This window comes from Pseudomonas sp. NPDC098747, from assembly GCF_044760045.1.
Lineage (GTDB): Bacteria > Pseudomonadota > Gammaproteobacteria > Pseudomonadales > Pseudomonadaceae > Aquipseudomonas.
Genome location: NZ_JBIWAL010000030.1, coordinates 21,057 through 34,842, shown reverse-complemented (window position 1 = coordinate 34,842; position 13,786 = coordinate 21,057). Strand labels below are relative to the sequence as shown.

General features: G+C 61.1%; 12 protein-coding genes. 5 read left to right on the top strand and 7 right to left on the bottom strand.

The features are described 5' to 3' along the window. Positions 1 to 68 precede the first annotated feature (68 nt). The 3 genes from ACIQVE_RS18395 to ACIQVE_RS18385 form a co-directional block, all read right to left on the bottom strand. Positions 69 to 1,736 carry a collagen-like triple helix repeat-containing protein gene (locus tag ACIQVE_RS18395; RefSeq protein WP_402810755.1) on the bottom strand — a complete coding sequence of 556 codons (1,668 nt, stop codon included), beginning with the start codon at positions 1,734 to 1,736 and terminating at the stop codon, positions 69 to 71. 363 nt (positions 1,737 to 2,099) lie between these two features. Beyond that, positions 2,100 to 2,954, bottom strand: a complete 855-nt coding sequence (locus ACIQVE_RS18390) for a MaoC family dehydratase (RefSeq protein ID WP_402810753.1) — start codon at positions 2,952 to 2,954, stop codon at positions 2,100 to 2,102. Between the two features lie 2 nt (positions 2,955 to 2,956). Beyond that, a complete protein-coding gene (locus ACIQVE_RS18385) occupies positions 2,957 to 4,309 on the bottom strand; it encodes a 3-oxoacyl-ACP reductase (RefSeq protein ID WP_402810752.1) in 1,353 nt (450 codons plus the stop codon). A 173-nt stretch (positions 4,310 to 4,482) separates the two neighbouring features. Between ACIQVE_RS18385 and ACIQVE_RS18380 the strand changes: the two genes are divergently transcribed. From ACIQVE_RS18380 to ACIQVE_RS18370, 3 genes are all read left to right on the top strand, one after another. Then, entirely contained in the window at positions 4,483 to 5,760 is a 1,278-nt protein-coding gene (locus ACIQVE_RS18380) for an acetyl-CoA C-acetyltransferase (RefSeq protein ID WP_402810750.1), read from the top strand. Positions 5,761 to 6,168: 408 nt separating this feature from the next. Next, a complete protein-coding gene (locus ACIQVE_RS18375) occupies positions 6,169 to 7,065 on the top strand; it encodes a PA4780 family RIO1-like protein kinase (protein WP_402810748.1) in 897 nt (298 codons plus the stop codon). Positions 7,066 to 7,356: 291 nt separating this feature from the next. Further along, positions 7,357 to 8,565: an MFS transporter gene (locus ACIQVE_RS18370; protein ID WP_402810746.1), complete on the top strand. Its 1,209-nt coding sequence runs from the start codon at positions 7,357 to 7,359 to the stop codon at positions 8,563 to 8,565. On the opposite strand, the gene cueR is transcribed toward ACIQVE_RS18370, so the two are convergent. The 3 genes from cueR to ACIQVE_RS18355 all read right to left on the bottom strand — a co-directional run bounded on the left by cueR (position 8,519) and on the right by ACIQVE_RS18355 (position 11,897). Continuing rightward, positions 8,519 to 8,932, bottom strand: coding sequence for a Cu(I)-responsive transcriptional regulator (cueR, locus tag ACIQVE_RS18365; RefSeq protein WP_402810744.1), 414 nt, complete (start codon positions 8,930 to 8,932; stop codon positions 8,519 to 8,521). The two genes, ACIQVE_RS18370 and cueR, sit on opposite strands and share 47 nt — an antisense overlap. Then, positions 8,929 to 11,322 carry a heavy metal translocating P-type ATPase gene (locus ACIQVE_RS18360; RefSeq protein ID WP_402810743.1) on the bottom strand — a complete coding sequence of 798 codons (2,394 nt, stop codon included), beginning with the start codon at positions 11,320 to 11,322 and terminating at the stop codon, positions 8,929 to 8,931. Before ACIQVE_RS18360 ends, cueR begins: the two co-directional genes overlap by 4 nt. 191 nt (positions 11,323 to 11,513) lie before the next feature. Beyond that, positions 11,514 to 11,897 carry a hypothetical protein gene (locus tag ACIQVE_RS18355; protein WP_150617918.1) on the bottom strand — a complete coding sequence of 128 codons (384 nt, stop codon included), beginning with the start codon at positions 11,895 to 11,897 and terminating at the stop codon, positions 11,514 to 11,516. A gap of 148 nt (positions 11,898 to 12,045) precedes the next feature. On the opposite strand from ACIQVE_RS18355, the gene ACIQVE_RS18350 reads away from it, so the two are divergent. Both ACIQVE_RS18350 and ACIQVE_RS18345 read left to right on the top strand, forming a co-directional pair. Further along, positions 12,046 to 12,243, top strand: coding sequence for a heavy-metal-associated domain-containing protein (locus tag ACIQVE_RS18350; protein ID WP_402810741.1), 198 nt, complete (start codon positions 12,046 to 12,048; stop codon positions 12,241 to 12,243). Between the two features lie 104 nt (positions 12,244 to 12,347). Next, positions 12,348 to 13,550: a multidrug effflux MFS transporter gene (locus ACIQVE_RS18345; RefSeq protein ID WP_402810739.1), complete on the top strand. Its 1,203-nt coding sequence runs from the start codon at positions 12,348 to 12,350 to the stop codon at positions 13,548 to 13,550. 4 nt (positions 13,551 to 13,554) lie between these two features. Here ACIQVE_RS18345 and ACIQVE_RS18340 read toward each other — a convergent pair whose 3' ends face one another. Next, the gene (locus ACIQVE_RS18340; RefSeq protein WP_191626421.1) at positions 13,555 to 13,728 is read right to left on the bottom strand and encodes a hypothetical protein; all 174 of its coding nucleotides are present in this window, start codon (positions 13,726 to 13,728) and stop codon (positions 13,555 to 13,557) included. Positions 13,729 to 13,786: the final 58 nt, after the last annotated feature.

The window sequence follows — 13,786 nt, the reverse complement described above, 5'->3', positions numbered from 1 at the left end:
TGGGAATCTTCCGCCCTCAACCAAGCGTAGGCGCTGTATGTAAGGCCGTCGAATCGGCCAGGTGCAATTTAGCGTTTGTTGCCACCCAGGGCACCGGTCAAACCACCGAGTACACCGCCCAGACCGCCACTTGTGGTGCCGCCGGTAGTACCGCCGCTGGTAGTGCCATTCACCAGTCCGCCGACTGCTCCGACGGTAGCGCCAACGTTACTGACCAGGCCTCCGACGGCTGTAGTGACCGGGTTGTTGGTGGCAGCGATCGTGTTGCCAATGTTGCTGACTGCGCCGCCGACCTGGGTAGTGAGACCGGCAACCGGTGCGCCGATACCGGTGGTGGCGCCGACATTTTGGGTCAGGCTGGTGACCGCGCTGGTGACTGGGTTCAGACCTGCACCCACAGTGGCGCCAACGGTGGCCAGCGGTGAGGTCGGAGCGGTGATTGGTGTGCCCGATCCGCCAAGTGCAGTGTTGAGCGAAGCGATGGTAATACCCAAGCCACCCGCGGTGACACCACCTGCACTGACCACGCCGTTTGTGCTGCCGGCATTCAAACCTGCGCCGACGTTGACCACTGCGCCGCCGACGGTTTGCAGCAGGCCTGTGCCACCCAGCCCACCACCGAGACCGCCGCCGATACCACCTACACCACCCGTACCTGAACCGGTGCCGTTGGACACCAGCCCACCGGCTTTGCCGACGGCTGTGCCGGTATTGCTTAGCGCACCGCCGAGGGTGTTGGTCAAGGCATTGCCATGACCGGCGTCGGTGACCTTGCCGCCCAAACCGTTCACCGCGCCGCCGACTTGCGAAATCACGCCTTTAAGCGGAGTGCCCAGGCCAGTGGCGCTACCGATTTTGTCTGTAGTACTTTCGACCATGGCGATTACCGGCACCAGTTTGCCACCGACGGTGTTAGTCAGTTGGCTGGTGGGGCCCGTACTGAGTGTGGTGGTCAGCGTATCACCGAGCATGGTGACTTTTTGGCCGACCCCACCCAGCAGCGGAGTCACTTTGGTGACCACACCACCCACCACCGGGACGCGATTGGTGGCGGTCGCCAGTTTGCCGCTGAGGTCTGACACGCCGTCGCCAACATCCTGCACCACGCCGCCGACCGAAGAGACGGTGGTGGTCAGGCCTTTGGGATCAGTCGCCAGTTTACCGATGCCGTTGGTCACGCCATCGCCCAGTGTGGTGACGACGTTGCCGGCGGTGTTCGCCGCGCTCTGCACTACGCCGCCGACTACAGGCACGCCGCTCAGAGAGTCGCCAATCTGGCCAACACCATCGCCGACGCCGCTGACTGTTTTACCGACATCCTGCACGAGGGTGGTGGTCACCAGCGAAGGGGTTGGATTGGTCGGGTTGGTCGGATCTGTCGGGTTCGTTGGATTGGTTGGATCGGTCGGGTTTGTTGGGTTTGTTGGGTTGGTTGGATTGGTTGGATTGGTTGGATTGGTGCCGCCGCCGGTGCCACCCGTTCCGCCAGTTCCACCCGTGCCAGCGGTATCACCGGTTCCGCCAGTGCCTCCGGTATTACCGGTGCCCCCAGTGCCACCCGTGCCGGCGGTATCACCAGTTCCGCCCGTCCCATCGGTGCCGGCGGTGCTGTCCGGCGAAGAGCTGCCGGAACTGCTCTTATGACCGCCACCGCCGCTGCTGCAACCGGTGAGGCCGAGGGAAAGCATCAATGCCAAAGCAACTGCTGATTTGCACCACACGTTTTGAGTTTTCATGATCGTATTCCTTGCACCTGTCACAACGTTCGTTGTCTTCGATGGCCCGCCGATCTTTTGTCGGTGATGCCTCGTCCGTTGTGTCAATCTCAGCCCAGGGCAGGGTTCTCACCATTCTCAAGTTGGTATTAACGCCTTTATATATAGGGTGCTGCGCAGTGCCTAAGGACTAATACCCACGATATAGACGCGCAAAAAAAAGCCTTGAAAATCAAGGCTGGGTATTTGTTGTAGAAGGGGGCAGAGCGCGGAAAAACTTAAGTGATATATACACAATTAACAGGCCCACAGTGGCGCCTGGTGAAGCGAACCCCCTGTGGCGAGGGAGCAAGCTCTCTCGCCACAGGTTTTATGGGTGATCAATCAGGCAATTGGCTGCCAGTCACCCACCATGTGCTCCAGTTCCCCGGCACCCGCCAAGCGCAATTCACCACTGGCCCCAGCCGCGCTCGCCAGCAATGTCACCTCGCTGGGCAATCGCACCGGTTTGCGAAAGTGCACGGTAATTTCAAGATTGGCCTTGGGTAAATGATCCGCCAAAGCTGCGAGTGTGCGTGCCTTGTTCCACAAACCATGGGCAATGGCCGTGGGGAAACCGAACAGCTTGGCGCTGGCCGCACTCAAGTGAATCGGGTTGTAGTCACCGGACACCTTGGCGTATTGCCGGCCAATATCTGCCGGCGCTTTCCAGTGCGTCACTTCAGTCAGCGCTAGCGACGGTTCCCAGTGCTGCTCGACGGCCTCACCGTCGAGTTTCACGCCCCGACAGAGCATCTGACTTTCGGCTTCCCACAGCGGCCCGAGCTGATCGTCCAGCGTGGTCAACAGATCGAACGTCGCCCCCTTTGGATGTGGTTGCAGGTTATGCACGCGGACGCTGACTTGCGCCCGACTGATACCGCCCATCGGTCGCAAGACGCGAATGCGGTTACGCAAATGAATCAACCCCAGCAGCGGGAACGGAAACTCCTTGGCCGTGAGCAATTGCATCTGCAAGGCAAACGCGAGGATGTGTGGATAAGTCGGCGGCAGCAGACCATCGTCGACACAACCACAGACCTTGCGATAGTCAGCCAACCGATTGCCGTCGACGTCGACCCAACAGCGCAAGCCGCTGTCGGGCAGTTGCGTACCAGTGATCTTGCGCCGTGTCGCGGCCCGCGCGTACAGCCCGGGCAGACTCGGTTCGCGGTCCAGCGTGTGCCATTCGATGCTCATGCCTATGCCCCCAGAACACTTTGGCCACAGACGCGCAGCGCTTGCCCAGTGAACGCGCCAGTGCCCGGTTGCGCCAGCCACGCCACGGCTTCGGCGACGTCCTGCGGCAAGCCGCCCTGGCCCAGCGAACTCATGCGGCGGCCGGCTTCGCGCAAACCGAAGGGGATGTGTGCGGTCATCTGGGTTTCGATAAACCCCGGTGCCACGGCGTTAATGCTGATACCGCGCGCCTGCAACGTCGGTGCCCAGGCCTGCGCCAAGCCGATCAAACCGGCCTTGCTCGCGGCGTAGTTGGTCTGCCCGCGATTACCGGCGATGCCGCTGATCGAGGCCAGCAGAATTACCCGCGCATCGTCATGCAAGGTGCCGCTGTCGAGCAGAGCCTTGGTCAGCACTTGCGGGGCGTTAAGGTTGACCGCCAGCACCGCGTCCCAGAACTCCGGGGTCATGTTGGCCAGGGTCTTGTCGCGAGTAATCCCGGCGTTGTGTACCAGAATGTCGAGGCCGTCCGGCAACTGCTCGATCAGCTGCGCGGCAGCGTCTTCGGCGCAGATATCGAGGGTGATGCTGCGACCGCCCAAGCGTGCGGCGAGGGCTTCCAGATCGGACTTGGCCGGTGGCACGTCGAGCAGAATGACCTCAGCGCCATCACGCGCCAGGGTCTCGGCAATCGATGCGCCGATACCGCGCGCCGCACCAGTGACCAACGCCTTGCGCCCGGCGAGTGGCCGCGTCCAGTCCGTCACCGGTGTTGCACACGCAGTCAAGCGAATCACTTGTCCGGAGACAAAGGCGCTTTTGGGCGAAAGGAAAAACCGCAGCGGCCCTTCCAGTTGATCCTCGGCACCTTCGCCGACATAGATCAGTTGCAGGGTGCCGCCGCTGCGCAATTCCTTGGCCAGCGAACGCGAGAAACCTTCCAGCGCACGTTGGGCGCTGGCCGCGAACGGATCGCGCAGGCTTTCCGGCGCACGGCCAAGAATCACCAGATGGGCGCTGTGCTCAAGGTTTTTCATCAGGGGCTGGAAGAACTCGCGCAGCTGTTTGAGCTGGTCGGTGTGCTGCAAGTCACTGGCGTCGAACACCACGGCTTTGAGTTTTGGGCCAAGGCCCGGAATCCACTCGGTGGCCGTCGCCGGTTGCTCGCCGTAACGGTAAATGCCCTCGGTCAAACGGTTGGCGAAAGCATTGATGCGCTCGGTCAGCGGCCCGCCACCGATCAGCAGCGCACCTTCCACCGGCCGCAGGCGCCCGGCCTGCCAGCGCTCCAGTCGCACCGGCGACGGCAGGCCCAAAGCCCCGACCAGGCGATGGCCGATGGACGAGTTGGCGAAGTCGATATAGCGGTCAGACATGGAACGCTCTCCAGAAGTTGGGGTTCAAAGTGTGGACTACCCACGGCAATCAATCGTTCGATCCACGCAATAAGGCCTACGCTAGAACAGCAGAGTAGACCAATGCCCCTGTGGGTGGCTTGCCAGCTCCCACAGGGGCTATGTGAATCTGGAAATCCAACAAGGAGCTTTTCATGAGTCAGCTGCGCCGCGTCGCGATCATCGGCGGTAACCGTATTCCCTTCGCCCGTTCCAACGGCCCGTACGCCGCGGCCAGTAATCAGGCGATGCTCACCGCGGCCCTCGAAGGCCTGATCGAACGCTACAACCTGCACGGCCAGCGCATTGGCGAAGTGGTGGCGGGCGCGGTGCTTAAATTGTCACGGGATATGAACCTGACCCGCGAATGCGTGCTTGGCTCGCGCCTGTCACCGACCACCCCGGCCTATGACATCCAGCAGGCTTGCGGCACCGGGCTGGAAGCCGCGTTGCTGGTGGCAAATAAAATCGCCCTCGGCCAGATCGATTGCGGCATTGCTGGCGGCGTCGATACCACTTCCGACGCGCCGATCAGCGTCAGCGATGGCCTGCGCAAGATCCTCCTGCAAGCCAACCGTGCCAAGACCACCGGCGAAAAACTCAAGACCTTTCTTCAACTGCGCCCTAAACACCTGATTCCTGACTTCCCGCGCATTGGCGAAGCGCGCACCGGCCTGTCGATGGGCCAGCACTGCGAGTTGATGGCACAGACCTGGAATATCGCTCGCGAAGATCAGGACCAATTGGCCCTCGAAAGTCATCAAAAACTGGCGGCGTCCTACAGCGAAGGTTGGCACAACGACCTGATGACGCCGTTTCTCGGCCTGACCCGCGACAACAACCTGCGCCCGGACCTGACCCTGGAAAAACTCGCCACGTTGAAACCTGCGTTCGAAAAAAGCGCCAAAGGCACGCTGACGGCAGGTAATTCCACGCCGCTCACTGACGGTGCGTCGGTGGTGCTGCTGGGCAGTGAGGCGTGGGCGAAGGAACGCGGCCTGCCGATTCTGGCCTACCTGCGCGATGGCGAAGCAGCGGCGGTGGACTTCGTCAACGGCGCCGAAGGCCTGCTGATGGCGCCGGTGTACGCGGTACCCCGTTTGCTGGCGCGCAACGGCCTGACTTTGCAGGATTTCGACTATTACGAAATTCATGAGGCGTTCGCCGCGCAGGTTTTGTGTACGCTCAAGGCCTGGGAAGATCCCGAGTACTGCAAAACCCGTCTGGGGCTTGATACGCCGCTAGGTTCGATCGACCGCAGTCGCCTCAATGTCAAAGGCAGTTCACTGGCGGCGGGGCATCCGTTTGCCGCGACCGGCGGGCGGATTGTCGCGAGTCTGGCGAAGTTGCTGGATGCGGCGGGGCAGGGGCGGGGGTTGATTTCGATCTGCGCGGCGGGCGGGCAAGGTGTTACTGCGATTATTGAGCGCTAGAAAAGCCCCTCACCCTAACCCTCTCCCGGGGGGAGAGGGGACTGACCGAGGTGTCTTGCGTAATACATCGACCTGAATGATCGAGCCGATTATGGATTCAGCGAAGTGCTTTCAGGTCGATGTACTACTTAAGCATCCTGCGGTCGGCCCCCTCTCCCTCCGGGAGAGGGCTGGGGTGAGGGGCAAGGGCCTGAACACCCAATGTCAGATTCTGTCGCAAATGCCCTCAACACCGTTTACCAACATTTACCACCAGCTCAGCTATGATTCGCTGCGCTCGTTTTTTTTCGGCACAGTGTGTGCATTCATGAGGTTCACAGGTCGGCAACCCCTCCCCGAGACGCGAGGATTGCCGTATAACGAGTGACATTCGCGTGTTTGGTAATAAAGGACCCACAATAAAAGCTGATGAAGACTCCAAAACGCATTGAACCCCTCATCGAGGACGGTCTGGTCGACGAAGTGCTGCGCCCACTGATGAGTGGTAAAGAAGCAGCTGTTTATGTGGTGCGCTGCGGCAATCAGTTACGTTGCGCAAAGGTCTACAAGGAGGCGAACAAACGCAGTTTCCGCCAGGCGGCCGAGTATCAGGAAGGTCGCAAGGTTCGCAACAGCCGACAGGCTCGCGCGATGGCCAAAGGCTCGAAGTTCGGCAAGAAAGAAACCGAAGACGCCTGGCAGAACGCTGAGGTCGCCGCGTTGTTCCGGCTGGCCGGCGCTGGCGTTCGGGTTCCGAAACCGTACGACTTCCTTGAAGGCGTGCTGTTGATGGAACTGGTGGCCGACGAGTACGGCGATGCCGCGCCGCGTCTGAACGACGTGGTGCTGGAGCCGGATCAGGCGCGCGAGTATCACGCGTTCCTGATTTCGCAGATCGTGCTGATGTTGTGTACCGGTCTGGTGCACGGTGACCTCTCCGAGTTCAACGTGCTGCTGACGCCAACCGGCCCGGTCATCATCGATCTACCGCAAGCGGTCGATGCGGCGGGCAACAACCACGCGTTCAGCATGCTCGAGCGTGACGTTGGCAACATGGCTTCCTACTTCGGACGTTTTGCCCCGGAGTTGAAGAAGACCAAGTACGCCAAGGAAATGTGGGCGCTGTACGAAGCCGGCACTTTGCATCCGGCCAGCGTGCTGACCGGTGAGTTTGACGATCCGGAAGAGCAGGCGGATGTTGGTGGCATTCTGCGCGAAATTGAAGCTGCGCGACTTGATGAGGAGCGCAAGCAAGCGATTCGTGCGGCGGATGACGAGCCGAAGGGCAAGTCGGACGAACCACCGCCACCCCCGTGGATGCAGTGATTGCTTGAACAGAAACCCGGCTTCGGCCGGGTTTTTTGTGAGTGTATGTCTGGTTTTGGTGTGTCAGATGGATTGCTGCCCTCACCCCAGCCCTCTCCCGGGGGGAGAGGGAGCCGATCTCCACTGTTTGCAGAGCCTGAGTTCAACTCGATACCCCAAGTCGGCGTAATTCTGTCAAACAACTCGTTCAGTCCCCTCTCCCTCCGGGAGAGGGTTAGGGTGAGGGGCTTCTGGATCCTGACAAATTCGCGTCTACTGTCCACCGCTCCAACCTACACTCAAGGACTGAATGTGACCACCCCCCGCAACGCCCATCTGATCATCACTGCCCGGCTGATCTCCGATTTCGGCGCCTTCCTCAACATGGTCGCGCTGGCCACCTACGTCTATCTGCTCAGCAACAGCGCCATGAGCGTGGGGATTTTCCTTGCCAGCCGCGTGGGTGGCGGGATTTTCGCCAGTCTGATCGGCACGGGGTTTTATCGACGCTGGAGCGGCCGTTTGCCGCTGATTGCGTTTGATCTATTGCGCGCTGGCGTGCTCGGCTTGTTGTTGATCGTGCCGGTCAGTCAGCAGGCGCTGCTGTTGCCGGTGATCGCCTTTGCTTTGGGCTTCGGCAATTCGATGTTCGCCATCGGTCTCAACAGTCAGTTACCACGACTGATCGAGCCGTCGCAGTTGCTCAAGACCAACGCCTGGATCACCTCGGCTTCTTCCGCAGCAATGGTCGGCGGCAGCCTGGTCTCGGGATTGCTGGTGGCGGGGTTTGGTTTCGAAACGGTATTTGCTCTGAACGCGTTGACCTATTTGCTCGCGGCGTTGTTGATTGTGCCGCTGCGTTTCAGCCCTGCGACTATCAACCCAGAGCCCGAGCGCGGCGAGTGGTCGACCCTCATGCAAGGTTTACGCAGTGCCCCGGTGGTTGCTGCGATGCTCGCGGTGACGATGGCCGACACCTTGGGCAGCGCCGCGCATAACGTCGGATTCCCGATCATTTCCAAACTGCTGTCACCGGATTCAGCGAGCACAACCCTGGGCCTGATGCTGGCGGTGTGGGCCAGCGGCAAACTGCTCGGGGCGCGGATTGCCAGCCGTTTGAAAGGCTCGGACAACATCCATCTGGAGCGTCGGTTTTTCTTCGGCGTGGCGTTGATGTCCTGCGGTTTTATCCTGATGTTTCAGCAGCACAGCCTGTATGGACTGCTGTTGTTTTCGTTGCCGGCGGGGCTGGGGGACGGCTTTTCCGAAGTCGGCCTGATGTCGCGCCTGCAACGTGAGCCCGAGCATTTGCGCCTGCCGATTTTCAGTTTTTTGACGTTGTTGCAAATGACCGGGTTCGGCGTCGGCATGCTGATCGCCGCACCGTTCTACTCATGGTGGACGCCGGGTGCCGTGGTCATGTTGTTCCACGGCATTCCCCTCGGCACGTTGCTGGCGGTGAAGGCGTTGGCGCTCAGGCGCGGGCGGGTTGCGCGCAGCAGCCCGACGCCAGTTCCTTGAGGATCGGGCAGTCGGGGCGATGGTCGCCCTGACAGTGTTCGACAAGGTCTTGCAGGGTGTCGCGCAACTGGCCGAGTTCGCGGATCTTCTGATTCAGTTCGTCGATGTGCTGCCGCGCCAGCGCCTTCACATCGGCGCTGGCTCGTTGGCGATCCTGCCAGAGCGTCAGCAGCTTGCCGACTTCTTCCAGAGAAAAACCGAGGTCGCGCGAACGCTTGATAAAGGCCAGCGTGTGCAAGTCGTCATCGCCGTAGATCCGGTAGCCGCTGTCGGTGCGATGGGCCGCTTTGAGCAAACCGATCGACTCGTAATAGCGGATCATTTTTGCGCTCAGGCCACTTTGCCGGGCCGCTTGGCCGATGTTCATCGGTGCTCCTCCAGATCCTTGGGTTTCCAGGTTTTCAACAGTAGCGCATTGCTCACCACGCTGACGCTCGACAGCGCCATCGCCGCGCCGGCCAGCACCGGATTGAGGAAGCCGAATGCCGCCAGCGGAATGCCGACCAGGTTATAGACGAAGGCCCAGAACAGGTTCTGGCGAATCTTTGCGTAAGTCTTGCGGCTTATTTCCAGCGCAGCCGGCACCAACCGCGGATCTCCGCGCATCAGCGTTATGCCCGCCGCGTGCATGGCGACGTCGGTGCCGCCGCCCATGGCGATGCCGATGTCCGCCGCCGCGAGCGCCGGGGCGTCGTTGATGCCATCGCCGACCATGGCCACAACGCCGGTTTTCTTCAGTTCGTTGACGGTGGCGGCTTTGTCGGCCGGCAGCACTTCGGCGTGGACGTTCTCGATGCCCAGTGCCTCAGCCACCACGCGCGCGCTGCCGCGGTTATCGCCGGTCAGCAAATGGCTGTTGATACCTCGTGCGGCCAGTTGTTGCACCGCCTCCAGCGCTCCGGGTTTCAGGGTGTCACCGAACGCGAATAATCCAAGAACACGCGACTCGGGGCTTTGTTCGATCAGCCACGAAAGCGTACGGCCTTCGGCTTCCCAGGCCTTCGCCGATTCAGCCAGTTCACCTGCGCTCAGGCCACTTTCTTCGAGCATCCGCCGATTGCCCAGTGCCAGACGACGACCGTCGAGATTGCCAGCGATACCGCGACCGGTCAGCGACTGGCTATCGCTGACGTCCGGCACGCTCAAGTCGCGTTCAGCGGCGGCGTCGAGCACCGCTTTGGCCAACGGGTGTTCACTGCCGCGTTGCAGGGCGCCGGCCAGTTGCAGCAGATTATTTTCATGACCGTCGACTGCACTGAAATGCGCGATGCGCGGCGTGCCGGAGGTCAGCGTGCCGGTCTTGTCAAACACCACGCTGCTGACTTCATGGGCGCGTTCCAGGGCTTCGGCGTCCTTGATCAGAATGCCGTGGCGCGCGGCCACGCCGGTGCCGGCCATGATCGCGGTGGGTGTGGCGAGGCCGAGTGCGCAGGGGCAGGCGATCACCAATACGGCGACGGCGTTGATCAACGCGGTTTCCAGCGGCGCGCCGTACAACCACCAGCCGACCAGTGTCGCCAGGGCCAGTACCAGCACGGTCGGGACGAACACCTGGCTGACTTTATCCACCAGTTTCTGGATCGGGGCTTTCGCCGCTTGAGCATCTTCGACCAGGCGAATAATGCGCGCCAGCACGCTTTCCGCGCCGAGGGCGGTGGTGCGCACCAGCAGCCGGCCTTCACCGTTGATGGCGCCGCCGGTGACTTTGTCGCCCGGTTGTTTCGGCACCGGCAGGCTCTCGCCGCTGATCAAGGCTTCGTCGGCGTGGCTCTGGCCTTCCAGCACTTCGCCGTCGACCGGGAAGCGCTCGCCGGGTTTTACCAACACTAGATCGTTGAGACGCAGGGCGCTGATGGAGACATCCTGTTCGCGGCCGTCAATCACTTGAATCGCCCGCTCCGGACGCAAGGCTTCGAGGGCGCGGATGGCGCTGGCGGTCTGGCGTTTGGCGCGACTTTCCAGGTATTTGCCGAGCAGCACCAGCGCGATGACCACCGCCGATGCTTCAAAATACAGATGCGGCATGCGCCCGGCGGCGGTGGCCCATTCGTAGAGGCTCAAGCCGTAACCGGCGCTGGTGCCGAGGGCGACCAGCAAGTCCATGTTGCCCGCCCCGGCGCGCACAGCTTTCCACGCAGCTACATAAAAACGCGCGCCGAAGATGAATTGCACGGGGGTGGCGAGGGCGAATTGCGCCCAGGCCGGGAGCATCAAATGGATGCCGAACGGTTGCAGCAACATCGGCAACACCAGCGGCAAGGCCAGGGCGATGGCGCAGATCAGTGCCCAGCGCTCACGTTGCAGACGCTGTTGCTGGTTATCGTTTTGAGGGTGTTCGGCTTGCCAGACGCTGGCGCTGTAACCAGCCTTGCTCACCGCTTCGAGCAGGGCTTGTGGATCGATTTGACCGAGTAATTCGAGGTGAGCGCGTTCGTTGGCCAGATTGACACTGACGCTTTTCACCCCGGGGACTTTGTTCAGGGCGCGCTCGACACGACCGACGCAGGAGGCGCAGGTCATGCCGTCGATGCTCAATTCCAGGATCTGTTGCGGCACGCTGTAACCGGCGCGCTCAACCGCGTCCATCAACGCCGGCAGGCTGTCACCGGGCGCTTGCACTCGGGCCTGTTCGGTGGCGAGGTTGACGCTGACGGCACTGGCGCCGCTGACTTTACTCAAGGCCCGCTCGACACGCCCGGCGCAACTGGCGCAGGTCATGCCGGCGATCGGCAGATCAAAAGTGATGGATTCGGACATCGTTCACGCTCCCTGTAGAAGTTGCCTACAGGATCAACCTTGCCATGCTGGCAAGGTCAAGCGCCAATCTTGAGAATGCCACAAGACAAAAAATGTGGGAGCGAGCTTGCTCGCGAAGGCGTCATGTCAGTCAATATCATTTTGCATGACACACCGCTTTCGCGAGCAAGCTCGCTCCCACATGAATTTGCTTAGTAACCGAGATCAGCGCGCTTGAGGTACATGCCTTCCCGCGTCATCGCGATCCGGTACTTCTGAATATCACCGGCCTGCAATTTGATTTCTTGCGACCCCGGTGCGAGCAAGCCTGGATTGCAACCCGGCGCTTGCCCAGGCAGCAATTTAAGACGCAACGATACGGTGCCCGGCGGCAGGTTAAATGAGGTGCTTTGTTCCTGGAACAGCCGTGCCGACAGTTGATCCTGAATGTACACGCCGATCTCGCAAGAGGTCGCTACTTCAAGACGCTCGCGGGAAATGATCAGCACCCCATAGTCCTCACCTGCGGCGTGCACCGAAGGGATGGCGGCAAAGAGGCCGAGGAAGCCAAACAGGCTGAAAGCTGACCAGCGCATGGCTGAATCTCCTGAATTTATGTCATTGATGGATGCAGCTTGGCCGAGCGCGACGCCGATTGCCAGCCCGGCAGTTTATTCAAGAACTTGACCTTGCCATCGTGGCAAGCTCGAGACTGCCGGCAATCTCACTCAAAGGAGTCATTCCATGCAAGTGTTCAACGTTCAAGGCATGTCCTGCGGTCACTGCGTCAGAGCCGTGACTCAAGCCGTGCAGGCCAAGGATCCGGCGGCCAGTGTGCGCGTTGATCTGGCGGCAAAAGAGGTCGGCGTCGAAAGTACGTTGAGTGCCGAGCAGGTGATCAAGATCATCAGCGAAGAAGGCTATGCGGTGAAACTCGCCTGACACACGTCGTGTGAGTTTTTAATTGTTAGCGAGCTATCGGAATGTTCAAGGCGTTCGGGCGCGGCTAGACTGTCGGGCTGCCGACTTGCCAACCTGGATGCCTGATGAACTTGCGTACCATTCTGATTCTCGGAGCCTTGACCGCTTTCGGTCCATTGGCGATCGACTTCTATTTACCTGCATTTCCGTCCATGGCGCTCGCGTTCGGCACCGATGAGAAACACGTGCAGATGACGTTGGCCGCGTATTTCCTCGGTCTGTCCATCGGCCAATTGGCTTACGGCCCGGTGGCCGATCGCTTCGGCCGGCGGATTCCGTTGCTCGTAGGTCTGGTGCTGTTCACTCTGGCGTCGCTGGCCTGTGCTTATGCACCGAACCTGGAGTGGCTGATCGGCGCACGTTTCGTGCAGGCGCTGGGCGGGTGTGCGGGGATGGTGATCGCCCGGGCAGTGGTCAGCGACAAATGCGACGCGGTGGGCTCGGCGAAAGTCTTCTCGCAGTTGATGCTGGTGATGGGCCTGGCACCGATTCTGGCGCCGATGCTCGGCGGGCTGTTGGTCAACACCACCGGCTGGCAGTCGATCTTTCTGGTACTGACCGGGTTCAGCGCGTTGGCAGGTTTGGCCGTGGCGCTCGGCCTGCCGGAAAGTATGCCCGCGGACATGCCGCGCCAGCCGCTGTCCGGTGCACTGCGCCAATATGGACGGCTGCTGAAGGATCGGGTTTACCTCGGGCACGCCCTGACCGGCGGCATCGCCATCGCCGGAATGTTCGCTTACATTGCCGGCTCACCGTTCATCTTCATCAAATTGTATGGCGTCCCGCCAGAGCATTTCGGCTGGCTGTTCGGGACTAACGCGGCGGGGTTCATTCTGGTGGCGCAGGTCAATGCGCGGTTGTTGGCCAAGCGTGGCCCGGCGTTCCTGCTGTCGCGTGCGGTCTGGGTTTACCTGGCTGCCGGGCTGACATTGCTGGCCGTCAGCGCCTTGCACACCGATGCGCTTTGGCCGCTGCTGATTCCATTGTTCATCTGCGTGTCCAGCCTTGGCTGCATCAGCCCCAACGCTGCCGCCTGCGCGATGAACGGACAGGGTGCGCGCGCCGGCAGTGCGTCGGCGTTGCTCGGTTGCTTGCAATTCAGTGTCGCGGCCGGGGCCTCGGCACTGGTGGGTGTATTGCACGACGGCACGGCCGTGCCGATGGCGATCGTCATCAGCGTATGCGGTTTTTTGGTGGTGAGCGTCGCGATGCTCACCCGACGTCTGCAAAATGCCCGGGCCTTGGCACAAGCCCAAGCCGAGGTTTAAAACCTCAGCCGGCAGCGCGTTGCTGGCCGTGGTCGGGAATCTTGTGGGGCGCGCATAGTCGCGCTTCGAGGGTGCGAGTGAAGGCCAGAGCTTCGGCCTCACTGCGGAATGTCACGGCGTGCTGGTCGAGTCGAACCTGCCATTGAGACTTTGCCACTTCTTTTATCAGGATCTTCATTGCTGACCTCCCTTGCGTAAAAGATGTATCGCAGAGTTTTCGATTGTAGACCTGAATA

Bases quoted from the DNA above. Each gene is read 5' to 3' on its own strand.
- ACIQVE_RS18385 (WP_402810752.1), bottom strand. From the start codon at position 4,309: ATGTCTGACCGCTATATCGACTTCGCCAACTCGTCCATCGGCCATCGC.
- ACIQVE_RS18345 (WP_402810739.1), top strand. From the start codon at position 12,348: ATGAACTTGCGTACCATTCTGATTCTCGGAGCCTTGACCGCTTTCGGT.
- ACIQVE_RS18390 (WP_402810753.1), bottom strand. From the start codon at position 2,954: ATGAGCATCGAATGGCACACGCTGGACCGCGAACCGAGTCTGCCCGGG.
- ACIQVE_RS18340 (WP_191626421.1), bottom strand. From the start codon at position 13,728: ATGAAGATCCTGATAAAAGAAGTGGCAAAGTCTCAATGGCAGGTTCGA.
- ACIQVE_RS18380 (WP_402810750.1), top strand. From the start codon at position 4,483: ATGAGTCAGCTGCGCCGCGTCGCGATCATCGGCGGTAACCGTATTCCC.
- ACIQVE_RS18360 (WP_402810743.1), bottom strand. From the start codon at position 11,322: ATGTCCGAATCCATCACTTTTGATCTGCCGATCGCCGGCATGACCTGC.
- ACIQVE_RS18355 (WP_150617918.1), bottom strand. From the start codon at position 11,897: ATGCGCTGGTCAGCTTTCAGCCTGTTTGGCTTCCTCGGCCTCTTTGCC.
- ACIQVE_RS18395 (WP_402810755.1), bottom strand. From the start codon at position 1,736: ATGAAAACTCAAAACGTGTGGTGCAAATCAGCAGTTGCTTTGGCATTG.
- cueR (WP_402810744.1), bottom strand. From the start codon at position 8,932: ATGAACATCGGCCAAGCGGCCCGGCAAAGTGGCCTGAGCGCAAAAATG.
- ACIQVE_RS18350 (WP_402810741.1), top strand. From the start codon at position 12,046: ATGCAAGTGTTCAACGTTCAAGGCATGTCCTGCGGTCACTGCGTCAGA.
- ACIQVE_RS18375 (WP_402810748.1), top strand. From the start codon at position 6,169: ATGAAGACTCCAAAACGCATTGAACCCCTCATCGAGGACGGTCTGGTC.